At 53.2% G+C, this 13,522-nt stretch carries 16 protein-coding genes and 3 pseudogenes; 5 read left to right on the top strand and 14 right to left on the bottom strand.

Annotation, left to right across the window (positions count from 1 at the left end; genetic code table 11):
• The 6 genes and pseudogenes from ACR3FF_RS22195 to ACR3FF_RS22170 form a co-directional block, all read right to left on the bottom strand.
• Positions 1 to 146: pseudogene (locus tag ACR3FF_RS22195) on the bottom strand (IS5/IS1182 family transposase); the annotation flags it as partial.
• Between the two features lie 355 nt (positions 147 to 501).
• A pseudogene (locus tag ACR3FF_RS22190) lies at positions 502 to 1,199 on the bottom strand (hypothetical protein).
• Positions 1,200 to 1,201: 2 nt separating this feature from the next.
• On the bottom strand, positions 1,202 to 1,867 hold the full coding sequence (locus ACR3FF_RS22185; RefSeq protein WP_458190328.1) for a helix-turn-helix domain-containing protein: 666 nt from the start codon (positions 1,865 to 1,867) through the stop codon (positions 1,202 to 1,204).
• A gap of 40 nt (positions 1,868 to 1,907) precedes the next feature.
• Positions 1,908 to 2,186, bottom strand: a complete 279-nt coding sequence (locus ACR3FF_RS22180) for a DUF7389 domain-containing protein (RefSeq protein ID WP_458190327.1) — start codon at positions 2,184 to 2,186, stop codon at positions 1,908 to 1,910.
• Between the two features lie 169 nt (positions 2,187 to 2,355).
• Positions 2,356 to 2,847, bottom strand: a complete 492-nt coding sequence (locus tag ACR3FF_RS22175) for a DUF7995 family protein (RefSeq protein WP_458190326.1) — start codon at positions 2,845 to 2,847, stop codon at positions 2,356 to 2,358.
• A gap of 129 nt (positions 2,848 to 2,976) precedes the next feature.
• On the bottom strand, positions 2,977 to 3,414 hold the full coding sequence (locus ACR3FF_RS22170; protein WP_458190325.1) for an SWIM zinc finger family protein: 438 nt from the start codon (positions 3,412 to 3,414) through the stop codon (positions 2,977 to 2,979).
• A 362-nt stretch (positions 3,415 to 3,776) separates the two neighbouring features.
• On the opposite strand from ACR3FF_RS22170, the gene ACR3FF_RS22165 reads away from it, so the two are divergent.
• Complete coding sequence (locus ACR3FF_RS22165; RefSeq protein ID WP_458190324.1) at positions 3,777 to 4,892, top strand: Fic family protein; 1,116 nt, start codon at positions 3,777 to 3,779, stop codon at positions 4,890 to 4,892.
• A 236-nt stretch (positions 4,893 to 5,128) separates the two neighbouring features.
• Here ACR3FF_RS22165 and ACR3FF_RS22160 read toward each other — a convergent pair whose 3' ends face one another.
• On the bottom strand, positions 5,129 to 5,305 hold the full coding sequence (locus ACR3FF_RS22160) for a hypothetical protein (RefSeq protein ID WP_458190323.1): 177 nt from the start codon (positions 5,303 to 5,305) through the stop codon (positions 5,129 to 5,131).
• 345 nt (positions 5,306 to 5,650) lie between these two features.
• Positions 5,651 to 6,637, bottom strand: coding sequence for an asparaginase (locus ACR3FF_RS22155; RefSeq protein WP_458190322.1), 987 nt, complete (start codon positions 6,635 to 6,637; stop codon positions 5,651 to 5,653).
• Positions 6,638 to 6,815: 178 nt separating this feature from the next.
• Between ACR3FF_RS22155 and ACR3FF_RS22150 the strand changes: the two genes are divergently transcribed.
• Positions 6,816 to 7,715 (top strand): polysaccharide deacetylase family protein, encoded by a 900-nt coding sequence (locus ACR3FF_RS22150; protein WP_458190321.1) that lies wholly within the window; start codon positions 6,816 to 6,818, stop codon positions 7,713 to 7,715.
• Positions 7,716 to 7,786: 71 nt separating this feature from the next.
• On the opposite strand, the gene ACR3FF_RS22145 is transcribed toward ACR3FF_RS22150, so the two are convergent.
• The 3 genes from ACR3FF_RS22145 to ACR3FF_RS22135 form a co-directional block, all read right to left on the bottom strand.
• On the bottom strand, positions 7,787 to 8,230 hold the full coding sequence (locus tag ACR3FF_RS22145; protein WP_458190320.1) for a hypothetical protein: 444 nt from the start codon (positions 8,228 to 8,230) through the stop codon (positions 7,787 to 7,789).
• A 3-nt stretch (positions 8,231 to 8,233) separates the two neighbouring features.
• Entirely contained in the window at positions 8,234 to 8,803 is a 570-nt protein-coding gene (locus ACR3FF_RS22140) for a DUF7342 family protein (protein ID WP_458190319.1), read from the bottom strand.
• A gap of 761 nt (positions 8,804 to 9,564) precedes the next feature.
• Positions 9,565 to 9,972, bottom strand: a complete 408-nt coding sequence (locus ACR3FF_RS22135; protein ID WP_458190318.1) for a PadR family transcriptional regulator — start codon at positions 9,970 to 9,972, stop codon at positions 9,565 to 9,567.
• A gap of 127 nt (positions 9,973 to 10,099) precedes the next feature.
• Between ACR3FF_RS22135 and ACR3FF_RS22130 the strand changes: the two genes are divergently transcribed.
• Entirely contained in the window at positions 10,100 to 10,648 is a 549-nt protein-coding gene (locus tag ACR3FF_RS22130; protein WP_458190317.1) for a DUF8170 family protein, read from the top strand.
• A gap of 334 nt (positions 10,649 to 10,982) precedes the next feature.
• Here the strand turns inward: ACR3FF_RS22130 and ACR3FF_RS22125 are convergent, their stop codons facing one another.
• The 3 genes from ACR3FF_RS22125 to ACR3FF_RS22115 are packed head-to-tail and all read right to left on the bottom strand — an operon-like array spanning position 10,983 to position 12,617.
• Positions 10,983 to 11,891 (bottom strand): DUF8008 family protein, encoded by a 909-nt coding sequence (locus ACR3FF_RS22125; protein ID WP_458190316.1) that lies wholly within the window; start codon positions 11,889 to 11,891, stop codon positions 10,983 to 10,985.
• Positions 11,884 to 12,276, bottom strand: a complete 393-nt coding sequence (locus ACR3FF_RS22120) for a hypothetical protein (protein ID WP_458190315.1) — start codon at positions 12,274 to 12,276, stop codon at positions 11,884 to 11,886. Before ACR3FF_RS22120 ends, ACR3FF_RS22125 begins: the two co-directional genes overlap by 8 nt.
• Positions 12,273 to 12,617: a hypothetical protein gene (locus ACR3FF_RS22115; protein WP_458190314.1), complete on the bottom strand. Its 345-nt coding sequence runs from the start codon at positions 12,615 to 12,617 to the stop codon at positions 12,273 to 12,275. The genes ACR3FF_RS22120 and ACR3FF_RS22115 overlap by 4 nt, the downstream gene beginning before the upstream one ends.
• Positions 12,618 to 12,970: 353 nt before the next feature.
• Here ACR3FF_RS22115 and ACR3FF_RS22110 point away from each other — a divergent pair, with 353 nt between their 5' ends.
• Both ACR3FF_RS22110 and ACR3FF_RS22105 read left to right on the top strand, forming a co-directional pair.
• Positions 12,971 to 13,231, top strand: coding sequence for a winged-helix domain-containing protein (locus ACR3FF_RS22110; RefSeq protein WP_458190313.1), 261 nt, complete (start codon positions 12,971 to 12,973; stop codon positions 13,229 to 13,231).
• 79 nt (positions 13,232 to 13,310) lie between these two features.
• Positions 13,311 to 13,522 (top strand): annotated as a pseudogene (locus ACR3FF_RS22105) (IS5/IS1182 family transposase); the annotation flags it as partial.

The following is a 13,522-nucleotide window of genomic DNA, read 5'->3' as shown; positions in this document are numbered from 1 at the left end:
GTTCGCCCCGTCTGCGCCGGGGCGAACACGTCGAACTCTTCGAGAAACTCGAAGGAGAGGTGCTCGAACAGCGCTAGCGTCTCTGTCTCCACGACATTGAAGAACGACTCTACCGAAGGATCATCCTGCAGGGTCGCTGAATTCATCCACCTCAGCCTTCACCCTGCTCTTTGGTGTGCTAATCGTTCTATGACACCCTCTACTCTGCCTGGCGAGCGTCGGCGTACGTTTTTGTAGCACTGTCGCTGGTCGTCGCTGAGAGGTTGTGAATCGACATCGGGGGTCACCTGCGGGACGAGTCGCCCCGCAGCTCTCCTGGGGCGATAAAAATCAGGTTAGCGCATCTTAACCAACAACAGCAAGGATTCTGAGTAGGGAACCGGCAGATTGTTGGTTAATTCTCGTATAGACCGCGACTATTCGTTTCGTCTCCTGCCAGCGTTTGCTGATCGTTAGCTGTCTCCGAGAACAGTGTCGACTGATCACTCTCAGCCGATCGTTCTACTTCTGCTGCTGCTTGAGGAAGCTGAGGAGCGTCTCGATATCCTCGGTCGAGGCCGATGATTGGCCGAACATACTCTTGAACCGGTGATCGAGTCCACCCTCTTCGATGAACGCGTGTGCCTCACTGAGCTGTTCCCGAAGGGCATCAGCATCTCCGCGATGCAGATGCGTCCCGACCAAGTCGAGGTCTATCGACGGAATTGCAGCGAGGACATCAGCGAGATCCGTTTTTCGGCCACTATGGAGCTTGGCCGCGACAAGCACTTCCCCATCAGCTGCCCGTGCGGTTGTCGACCGAGTCCCGCCTGAAATCGTCGTCGGGGAACTGTGCGTGCGCAGATAGTCGAACGACCACTCTGCTTCAGTCTGTCGGCAGCCGAGACCGTTCACGAGGATATCCACACCGACCGGGTGAGGTAGCCCTTCGGTACGCTCGAAGAGTTCGATTTCACGATCATAGATGGTCTCTTCCGGGGGAACTTCGAGATCGGCTTGTCGTTCAAAATCGCGCGCTTCGAGGAAAGCAACGACTTCGTCGTAGTCATCTCTGGGGTGATGACGAGGTCAAGGTCGGTCGAGAATCGCGTCTCGAACTGACTGATCGCATAGCCGCCAATGAGGACGAACCCAATATCTGACTCCTCTAATTCTTCGAGCACTTCGATGAGTGCTTCGCTTCGGTCTTCTTGGCTCATGCTTAGGCAGGCTCCATGCGGTAGTTCGCATCAGTGTCGATGTCGTCGTACATCCGTCCGAGCATGTCGAGTGCTGATTCGAAGGTCGCGTAGTACTCGTTTGCGAACGTCACGGTTTCCTGGAGTGAGATGACGGGTCGTCCGTCGACCATCTCGGCCTCGATCTGTGACCGTGGTTCGAGGACGACCTGGATGGCGCCGTTGAGGTCATCGGCGGGCTGGCGTTCCTTCGCAGTCGGGATTCCGAATCGATCGAAGAACTCCGTCCAGGCGTCGACTTCGGACTCGTGGACGGCAATGAACAGCGGATAGTCCTCCGGATCGCGAGCAACTTGGTAGCCACCACGGGTCCAGACAGAGATCGCATCGATGGCAGTGAATGCATAATCCATACCCGCAAACTGCGGGAGAACATACGCTTCTGAGATCGATGGTGGCGAGATATCTGCTGTCGCAGTCAAAAACTCGAGACCGACGTCTCGAATCGTCTGATCGACGAGATGGAGGCCATTATCGTACGCGACGTACCCCGCTTCCTCAATGCGGTTCACAACACGGCGAATCGTCTCTCGATTCTCGTCGATTTTCCGTGCGACGCCGGAGATGGAATCTCCTTGGTCAAGCGCGAGGATGACCTTGAGCTCCTTCTCACCACATACTTCGTACATCCTATAGTTACACAATTCTGTGCAACACCCAAAAGAATTACTATTCGTATGAGTCTGCTGGCTGGATCTGGCGAACGTCTTCAGCGAAATCGTGGATGTATTCCTGAAGCGTGTTCATGTCTTCGCAGGCATCCTCAAGCGTCTTTGCCTTCACCTTCGCCTTGATCTGGTCTTCGTCTCGTGTTCCACTCCCACGTTTGAGCTTCAGTGTGAGTGAAACGCCGACATCAGTTCGCTCGACGTACTCCGTTTCGGTTAGCGACTCGCGATTTGGATCCGATTCGACGTCTGTCTCAGGTACTGTGTTAGGCTCAGTCATGTGTATTCTGCGAAGGTCTCTGTCTGCCCCCGCACCCTTTGAGGGGGTGAAAAACTGTTCTTGTCGCTTGACTCGTGAAGGAGGGCCGTTGCTCGACTTAACCAACGTCGCTCACAGTAGAGTCGTACTGTTGGTTAATCTCTGAGCGAGGAGTATGACTGCTGGCTGTTTAATAGTGGACATCTGCCGGGATGATCCACACCTGTTCGTCAGCAGCGAGCACATGATCGAGATGTTCACGATTGCGAATCGCGTCACCGAATTCGGTGTATAAGTAGAGCGATGGACCACGATACGCCCCGAGATTGTAACAAGCATGCCGAGCGAGGTCTTTGTCGTGCATAAGTTCGTCATCACTGAACTCGGTGACCGCCGTTCTTACCCGCTCGAGATTCCGTTCGAACTCCCGTCTGGTTGCCTCCCAGCCACGTTCTAAGAGTTTTTCGCCGTCGTCTGAGTCGACTGGTGCGACAACCGGAAGTTCGCCCCACCGAGCCTTGCCTGCGACGGGCGACCGCTCGTCGTCAAACGTGACGTAGTAGTCAAAGATGGCAGTATTGTCGGGACCAGCGCCGACGAGCCGGTCAAACGCTGATCTTCCGCATGCAAGTGCAGTCTCTTCAGTCGATGCCTCTACGAGTGCGTAAATTACCTGGTGCATTTTGGTCACCTCGCCGACGCATTGATTCGACACAACTCTATCATCCAACACCTCGTTTGTGCGCCGGCACCCATCGCCGGCGCCAATAAAATCCTCCTGCAAGAAGCGCAGATTCACACGTGATTCGCACTACTCTTCCGGGAGATCGCGACGCCCGGATCGCACACAGGGCCAACATGGAAAGCCACCAAGCCCATCACAGTCACAGTCCGCTGGCTGGTCACTGTCGCTGTTGTCTGCATGGGTTTCAGATTCCTTCTCGACTTGTGTCCCTCCATCTGCAACGAGGGAGTGGTCTGTCGCCGCTTCCAGGAGTGGTGTTCGAATTGCGACACCGACCCGGTGTTTGCAGGCTCCGTCGTAGCGGTTATCTGCAGGGCACTCACAGGCGATGGGAATCCCATTGCGAACAGTGACGAGATATTCATGATCCGCTGGTTTTGCGTGACTCGTATTCCGAACGAGGACACCCCTCGTTGTGAGTGAAAATTCGAGGGCTTCGTACTGGGCGCGCTTTGCAACTCGGTTCGTGAACGTCAGGTGGGAGAGGACGTTGTTACTGGACATACTCGCTCCACGAGGCACATCCGATGTGCCCCGCACCCTTCGGGGGCGAATAAACTCCCATCGGTATTCGCGACCGTAAGTTGTCGGAGAACTGGAGATTCGCTTTCTACAGGCGGAGTAGGGCGAGTGATTCAGTGCTTGACCCAAGATACTGCACCAAAATGGTATCGTTGATCTTCGATATACTGGCGAGTTAGATGACGATTTGTATAACGGTACTCGTAAGTGCTTATCTTGTAGATGGGATCACCTGTCTATAGATAGCTCAATCTCCATTCCGTTATCTATATTTGGCTGGGGACGTGTATTAGATAACGATGCGACCTGAAGACTTTGTTGCGAATCCTCCTGGCGAGGTTGAGATGGTTGACGGCATCTTTGCGTTTAGTCCTGATCCGTTACCCCCCGACCTCGATGCAACACACGAGCTGCTTACAGAGAACGGGGATGCAATGTTTGCTGTTGGCCAGCTCTCTGATTTGGATACGTGGCTTGACTCTCCTGAGGTTATCCTCAGTCCACTCATTCATCGTGAAGCCGTCGACTCCTCGAATATCGAGACGACGACCCGTCTCACACTTTCGGATCTGTATCGACGCGAAGCCGGTGAGGATCCCGGCCAGACAGCGACCGAGCGAGCAGACATAGCGGAAGCACAAAATTATGTCGAGGCGATAACCACTGGTATTCAGGCACTTCGAGAAGGAGCTGAATTGGATCGAGATTTATTGTGCCGGTTGCATGAAATTCTCCTGCAGGGCGCTCGAGGTGAACAGAAAAATCCCGGAGAGTTTCGGGACGATCTTGTGGGAATTGATGAGCCAGGAACACCGCTTAGTGATGTACGCTTCGTGCCAGCACCGCCTGCGAGTATCCCATACGCATTGCGCAGTCTCCTTCAGTATATTCGATCAGGCCCCAGATACGCACCGTTGATTGACCTGGCCCTTATCCACTATCAATTCGAGACGATTCACCCGTTTCGGGACGGGAATGGCCGTCTCGGTCGACTTCTCGTGATGTTGGCGCTCTACAAATGGGATCTGTTGCCCGGCCCCTACCTCTATCCGTCGTCGTACTTCAATGCAAACCGTAATGCATACCTCGATAACCTCCTTGCAGTGAGTCGAAACGGTGCATGGACTGAGTGGATTTCGTTCTTCGTTCACGCGATTGCCGAGCAAGGACGTGAGGCGTACACAGTCGCTCGTGAACTTCTAGCCCTTCGAGACCGCTACCGAGAGAAGTACCAAGCAGAGGGAGCGGTTATTCGCGAGGTCATCGATTTTACTATCGAACACCCATATCTTACTGAACCACAGGCAGTCTCGGCTCTTGGTCGATCACAACCAGCTATCAATCAGGCGATCCGGAAGTTATGGGATGATAATATTCTCCGCGAGACGACCGGCCAACAACGTAATCGACGCTACGAAGCGCCAGACGTTCTTGCAATCGTCGAACCGTACAACCCCTAATTCGTGGGAAATAGAATCATCAATTCCGTCAAAATGAGCAACTCCAATTGACCTTCAACCCATGTGGTCAGTTTTCCTTCACATCCTCCTCAATCAATCGAATCGATAGACTGCGATCCCATCGTGGCCGCAGTGGGGACAGCTGGTCGCCTTGACCGTGACTCCCGTGCCACACTGGCGACACTCGGCAATGACAGTGCTTTGTGACCGGCCAAGAAGCTGTGTCAAGAGATCTTTCATGCAAATTTCGCTCCCTGAACAGGCCGCTGGTCGTCAATGACGAAGCTACAGTCCTCGCAGACTGTTTCAATTACGTTGGTGGTGACCAGGCCACCACATCTGGGACACTGGTTGGTTAGTTCGATCGGTACGTCTTCGTCGAAGCCTGTTGCATAGCTGTCGCTGCGTATCATCGAAATCATTCCTCATCGAGACGCTCTGTCTGGAACGCCCCGCACCCGTCAGGGGGCGAAAAAATCCCCATGATTGAACGTTAGAGAGAGTTATGGAAAAGTCGAGGAGAAGACCCATCCTTTAGAGTGAGGATGAACCCGACACCGTACTCGACTATTGCCACCGATAGCCGGTCCGGATATTCCACGTATCGCTTCATATCCCAACTCGTGTGAGTCCTCGGGCTTTAGCGTGGAGAGGATATTTATCTGTAGAAATGAACCGCAGTATCTCTGAATCGAAATCGTCGGCAGCGACCGACATCTCTTTGCAAGGAAACTTTCATTGAGAACGACAGGACAGTGTCACTGAGAACGGTCGCTGGTGAACACGGATTCTACCTCGGATGGATCATCGACCACACTAAGCGCTAACAAGAGCTTGATCCGCGCTTTGTGAGCCGGCAGATCGTCACCAAGTAGTGCACCGTGATCAACCAGGGTTTGACCACCGCCTCCGGTTCCATACACTGGAGCTGTCGCTCCGGCATAACACCGGGAGGTTACAACGACGGGGACATCAGCAGAGAGGGCTTGCTTTACCGCATCACCAAGTGCTTCAGTCGTATTTCCTAATCCAGTACCTTCGAGTACCAAGCCATCTACACCTCCGTCGAGTGCTTCATCGATTTGACTGGCATCGATTCCAACGCCGGATTTAATCATTCGAACGTCAGTGTTTGACGGGTCGCCGTCAAGATCAACCGAGTAGCTCTTGGGCTCTCGATAAATTCGAACCTCGTCACGAGTGATCGCTGCAATTGGTCCTTTTTCGGGAGATTTGAAGGTGTTTAGCTTGCGTGTATGTCGCTTTGTCACGTCGCGAGCCGCGTGTAATTCCTCGTCAAACGCGAGATAGACGCCGTTCGACTTTCGAATCCGATTTTCGCTCAGTACTCTGACTGCCGTCAGCAAGTTCGCCGGGCCGTCCGAACTCACTTCATCAGGGCGTCGCTGTGCGCCAGTGAAGATAACCGGTACATCGATGTCAAGAGTGAGATCAAGATAATATGCTGATTCTTCCATTGTGTCGGTTCCATGTGTAACGACGATCCCATCTGTGCTATCGGCAACGCCCTGTTCTATCGTTTGTCGAAGTGTCTCGAGTGTGGAAAAGTCCATGTCAAAACTCGGTCGTTGGGCAACTTCGCGGACGTCGATATCAGCATAGTCATCGAGTTGTGGGACAGCCTCCACGAGCTCTTCGCTCCGTTTACTGGGTTTAGCTCCAGTCGTACTGTCTGTACTGGCGATAGTACCACCAGTCCCGAGTATCGTAATGTGAGGTCGCATACTTCGTTCGTCGACTTACTCTTGTAAGAGTCTGTTTTCTACGCGCCACATTATAGTGTCTATTCAATATAAAAATTATATATTAATTAAATAATATTTTATATAGATATAGTACGAGTAAAACCCACGGATTACCATACGTCTAAGCACCTTCGCGTTCTAGTTCGCATTTACAACCATGAGTGATATCGATGTGGCAATTGGCGTTGATGCTGATTGTGTCGCAGGCTGGCTTGGCTCGTATGGTGGCGAAGACTCACCCGCCGATCTCTCTCGCGGGATCTCGGCAGGCAAAGAGGGCATTCCTCGACTGGTTCAATTGTTCGAAGACGAGAATATCGAGACGTCGTGGTATATCCCCGGACACACGATTGAAACATTCCGTGACGAAGTCGAAGCCATCGCAGCGGGCGGACACGAAATCGGTATCCACGGCTATTCACACGAGAATCCCACCGATCTCGCCCGCGAACAGGAAGATGAGATCATCGAGACTTCCATTGACCTCGTTGAGGACGTAACCGGTGAGGAACCCGTAGGCCACCGTGCTAGCTGGTGGGAGTACAGCGAAAACACCCCCGACCTCGTCGAAAAGCACGGCTTCCTCTATGATAGCAGTCTCATGGAGACTCAGTTTGAACCGACGTGGATGCGAAAAGGCGATTCCTGGGAGAAGATTCAATACGACCAGGCTCCGGAAACGTGGATGGAACCCTATCAGTACGGCGACGAGACGGATGTCGTTGAGATCCCAATCAGCTGGTATCGGGACGATATCCCACCGATGTTGTTTGTCAAACAGCCACTCTACCATGCGGGATATAAGAATCCCGCGATGATGTATGAACAATATTACAAACAGCAGTTTGACTTCCTATACAACCGACGCGGTGCTGGCGTTTACACATTGACGATCCATCCTGACCTTCACGGGCTTCCGCACATGATCTCCCATCTCGAGGAGTTCATCCAGTACATCAAAGGCCACGAAAAGGCTGAATTCAAAACCCTCGAGGAGATTGCCCGGAAGTTCAAGAGTGATCCCTCCGTGTATGAGAGTCGGGGAGACTACGTTTAGATTACAACCCCGACTATTCACGTTCGACTGCGGTCACTATGAGCAGTTGGTGAGAATTGTTAATCGGTAGTCTATTGCTGGTAGGTCGGAAGTATTTCCTCCAAGAGATTCTCAATAATTTCCCAGAGGATGAGCGATGGGGTCTCGTGTTGGAACGTCACTGGCTGATGCCTCGTTTCCTCGTCAATCGAGTACTGAAAATGTGCTCGTCCGAGATCCGTGTGATCCTCGTTCTGGTGCCACCCGGCATGGAAGCCTGTGTTCGGGTCGCTATAGTTGATACGAAACCAATCATGCGGTGTTTGGCGATACCACTCGATGACGAGTTCGGGTGCCTCTGGTCCGGTGGGTGGATCGATGCGGGTTGGGTCGAAGGTTGCCTGCAGTTGTTTGGCTGCAACGTCATCCGGAACGTACTCGATCGTTGTGATATGCGAAACGCGTTCGAGGACATCTCGTTTCAACTGCTCGTATAACTGTGCATTCGGATTGCCGCCTGGATGTGGGACGGACATCTGTCAGTTACTGGCCTCGGCACGGTCTGCGCTTGGGGCCAAAAAGTCCCACTCACGAATTGCAAATCCAACGATCTGGATTCGCTGTTGGAGATGTTCCCACTCTCGAGCGATTGCCCGTCGTTGAGCTTCTTCATCCGAGCTAAGGGTTTCGTCTGCAATCGTCGCCCGCAATTGATTCGGTGACTCGACTGCAAATGTCTCTTCCCAGTCCCGGATTTGGACTTTCATCTCGGACAGCCGATCAGTTAATTCTTCAACTGTCCGGTGGCCATCGCGAAGTCGGAGGGCCTCTTGCATTGCCTGTCGACGATAGTCTGGAGAGTAGGTCGTGTGAGCACCACTCTCATCGCGGCGGAGCACGCCATCATCCACGAGTCGCTCAAGGACGCGTTTGGTTGGCTCATGTGACCATTCTGCCTCCGAGGCAATCCAATTCACGGTACGGGGTTCAGACACTTGGCGAGCGACCATTCGGACACGGTCTTCACCGGTCGTTTGACGCTCCATGAGCCCTGTGTCTGGTTCCTCTGAATTCTTGTCCATGTCTGTACGTATGGGTTGAATCTCCATATAGGTTGAGGGTAGTTCGACCCATATCGAAACGCTACAGCTAGACCGTTCTATGAAAATCAGTGAGATCGACGCTCACCGAACCAAGTGGTGCTAATCTCACGTGCCGATATCGGTCAGTATGAATGAATAGTGCTAATTGCATTCATAGGACCAGCATGACACTACCTCGACGTGTACAGAACAGACTCTCTCGTAGCAAGGGTCGAAAGGAAATTAGCTCGGTCAATCGAATCGGTAGGTAGCGATCCCATCGTGGTCGCACTCCGGACACTCGCTCGTTTCGACCTCAACTGTCGTTCCACACTGCCGACACTCAGCAATGACAGTGCTGTGTGATCGGCCAGTGAACTGCATCAGGAGGTCTTTCATGCGAACTCCGGCCTGTAATTGGTTCGCTGTTCCTCGATGACTAGGCTACAGTCCTCACAGTCTGTTTCGATCACGTTGGTAGTGACCAGGCCGCCGCATCTGGGACACTGGTTGGTTAGTTCGATCGGTACGTCTTCGTCGAAGCCCGTTGCATAGCTATCGCTAAGTCTCATTGAAATCATTCCTCATCGAGACGCTCGTTCTGGAACGCCCCGCACCCTTGAGGGGCAGAAAAAAATTCTCGGCCGTCGAAACACATCGATACGTGACAGAGGAATCAGATCACGCTCACAACAATTCTATCTATCTTTTGATATAGTATGCGTGCTTTGACATCGAATCACAGACAGGCTGTCAACGACGTTCGAGGATGGGATCAGTGGCCGAGCTCACTCTGGCCGTGGCGCGTTTTCATATTTGACCATCTTTTCGGGTTTGTCAGAAATTGTCTCGTAGATGCGTTGCAGGGTCTCTTCAGCGTCGAGGAGATTGTGTATCTTGAGGAACTTGCGACCCTCGTCTGTCAATCCATAGAATTTCCAGGGATATCCTTGCCGGCGCTGGTCGTCGGAAAGTGCAACCTCCTTCACGATACCTGCCTCGATCAACTTTTGGATGTGTTTGTACACGGTAGCGTCGCTGACGCTCGGGTTGAGCTGTTCGAGCTCGTACATCGACGGGAGTTGTCGTGGATGTTGAAGGATATTGGTGAGGAGTGCAAATCGTGTCTGTTGGGTCACAAAATGTACCAGTTCGCGGGTGTCTGCCCTGCCGCCTGTTCCCAAGTCAGTGCTCATATCCCTAGCTACGAACTGGTAGGATAAGTAGTTTACCCTGGAGTAAGTTACTCCAGAGTAAACTGAACCTCTTTATTCGGTAAATTACTTAGTAAACTCTTTACCACCTGCGTAATAGAGATCCCGTATGCCAGACGAGGAGTCGCCGATTCCAGAGGACATTCTCATGAGCGCGACGTTGCAACTTAATCAAGAAGAGATCTCACTGGCCGACAATGAAGAGATCATCCACACGCTGAGTGAATTGACACCCGTATACGAGAACGACCGCTCGTACTTCGTTCTTGGAAACTACGATCGAGAGCCAATTCGACGATTGAATCGGGTCACCGATCGTTTGAATCGTCGGGAGGACGCCTACGCGTTCCGAATGGTCGATATCCGCGGCGAGTGGGACAACAGCATCCAGAAATTCTGTCTTATCGCCGACCTCGTCACATACCTCGTCGGTGTTGCTGAGAAAGATCCCAGCGACTTCCTCGTCGAACAGGGGCTGCTCGTCGGTACCACCGAATACTTCTCGAAAAGCTATGTTCTCAAACGCGAGTATGACGACGAAGAGTATCCGTTTGGGTGGATGCAAGATGGCGTCTTCGATCTCTTCGAGAACGAGGGACGGTTGTATCGGTGGCGAACGGACGATGATCTTCTCGAAGCTGCCGAGTCACTTCCGTGACCGGACTATGGATACCGAGAACCAGATCGCCTTTTACCAATAGCCTGTGACTCGAACTTGGTATACTACGTCGGGCAAGCAGACATGGTCGTGAATAGTCTGCTTTGTGACCAGTGATTTGCACGCGGTTCCGACCACAGACACGGTGGCCGGTACCACTTCTCCCTCTCCCGCTGGGTTGTAGCCAATAGCCGCCGATACACCTGCCGTACTCACAAGTAGCCGTCCGGCATCAGTCCCGAACTGTGTCACTTCGGGGCGTCCAAATCCGCGATCGTGGAGGGGTTCGTGTTAGATGTGCTACCCTCTCGGGCGTGTTTTGGTTCCGACCACGCTACTCTCCGGCAACCCCGTCTGTGGTCGGATTACTGTCCGTGTTCTCCTTCGAAACCTTACCGGGAAGCTCGACGTCCGACTTGAGCACGAGCCGGGTTTCTTTGTAGCTCAATCCGTCCTTCGATCGCTGGCGTTTGATTTTCCCAAGCCGATTCTTCGAGAGTTCACACATTGCGTCCATCGTCCGTCGAGCGAGTTCCTGTGAGTATTTCTTGCTCACGCCGGACTCTTTCAGGCGAATCCACTCGGCAAGATCCGACGCATCAAGATAGGCCCGAATCTCAGCACTGCCTTTGGACCATAACGAATACCGACTCGCATCGTTGCGTTCACGCCACACCTTGGCGGCGAATTCGTCGGGTTTGCGGTTGGTCACGGATGCAAGCATCTCGTCGTCATAACGAGCAAATCGCTGGATTGGCAGGAGATCCGCCGTCGAATGGGCGACGGCACCACCACGACCGAGGGCGTCTTCCTCTCCGGGGAGTCGGAAGTAGGTGTTGCCGTCATCTTTCGTGATGCGCTCGAGTCTGTTCCCCGCAACGGTGATCCAGTCTTTGTCGACGTTCTCGGCGAGCAAGTGGGCGCCTTTCTCAAACTCACGGGCTTGCAGTTCATCGATCCGTTCATCGCAAGACTCTGTTTTGCGGGTAATGGCCGTTCGATGAGCCTCTGCCTCGTCTGCTTTGTTCGCTAGATCCGTTACTCGGTCTTCGAGTTTCTCGATTCGGGCATCTTTCTGTTCGAGGTCAGCACGGAGCTCTGTGATCTGTTCGTCTTTCTCGGCCACTGCTGCTTCCAAGTCGTCGATGCGGTCGGTCAGTGTCTGGACGTGGTCAGCGAGGTCGCTAATCGATACGTCGTTATCAAGAGTACTGGACGCTCCGGAAACAATGGTGTTACTCATTGGCACGCACCTTCGTTCTGGCTGCCGTGCCGTCTGCTGGTGCCGAAAGACGAGGGAAGTGGACGATAGTGGTGAGCGATCCGATACAGCGGGCGGTCGTGTCACTGGCGGTGTGCGTGTATTCGATGACAGTCATCGGAGACTCAGACTGGAGAGCCGTACACTGGTAGGTAGCGTGCTGTGCAGTCGTCACTGGCGGCGCCGTCAAGATCAGCTGTAGTGCGTGGGTGGTCGATGAATGGGCCTCGCTCACCGTGAGAATCGTTTGGGGCCGTTTGGTCGTCGTAATGCGAACGCAATCACCTGCCGAGAGATAATGGGTGAGTGCGTTGGTGTCGCGTGGGTCCAACGGCCGCGGGATGATCGCACGCTGGGTGGTCGTCATTCCTGCTCACCCGCCGTTGGGGTGGTGATGTCCTCGATACGAGCACCAGTACGAAGCCAGCTGTACCGCCCATCGGGTGTCCACCCATAGCGATCGAGTTTGGTTTCAGTGTGGTCTATTGTGTCGTAGTAGCAGTATTGCAATCGATAGCGGTCATTGTAGGCAGTGACGACGTACAGCGTTCGTTCGCCCGGTTCAGGCCCACGGCAGGCGAGTTCAGGTTCGCGGTGGTCGCACTGATAGACGATCCCCGTGAACGCGCGGTTCGTAGTGGTGATCTGGATGCGATCGGTTGATTCGAGACTGAGAATCGTCTCTGTGCGTGGCGAGTGGTTAGTCATTGAACCTCACCCCTCCACGGGTGTGAAAAACTTGGCTTCGTCTGTCGGTGGATGGTGGTTGGTGGGTGCTGTGGCTCTCGGACGGGACACTTTAGTCCCGCGTGTGTGTATATAGACATGCGGTTCCTCGAACGACCGCACGATGGACGCGTGATGTAAGCACGCGTCCGCTTCAGATTTTCCCGGACTCGCTAGTCCATCGAGCAGTCGTTGGTGTCACTATGAGAGTGTAGGCCCAAAAAGTTAGCGCATATACGCTCATAGTAAGCTTGTTTGTGCTAAGTATGGTACACATCGATGTGATTAAACAAACGGTTCCTGTCTGTCGCGATATGCGGCCTCGAGTTTCGTGGATGACTGGTAATGATGACTCTATTCTCGAATATCTCCACGAAAAGGATGTGGCACTTCCGCCAGCACCGCTACACTACAATTTAGAACGGAGTGGGTATAGTGTCGGCTACTCCACAGTACGACACCGCCTCCAACTCTTAGAAGAACATGGATTAGTGCAGAAAGAGAAGGAGAAAGAAGGCTACTACGGGATCACTGACAAGGGTCGGAGCTACCTCGCGGGTGAGTTGGATGCTGAAGAGTTAGAGGAGACAGATTAGAACTGAAGAATAAGTCTGCATATAGTAGTAGAGCGTGTCATAGAAAGCGTCACGTACGAAGCAGCAGGGTGCGGAAAGTGTGTCCAATACAACCGCAACCCTGCAAGACGTCGCTTCGGTTGACGACTTCTTGAAGGCAGCGGCGACCGAAACAGTACCGCTGTTCGAATATCTTGAATTCGAGTTTCTGTTGGAGTACGACGTGTTCGCCCCCGCTCGCCGGGGGCGAACACGAGTTCACCAGCCGCCAGATCTGTTTCGGGGCTTTCTCCACTGCTACTACAAGGATAT

It is taken from the genome of Haladaptatus ordinarius (assembly GCF_054177595.1).
The sequence above is the reverse complement of the archived record's forward strand: the minus strand, read 5'-3'. Positions and strand labels throughout refer to the sequence as shown.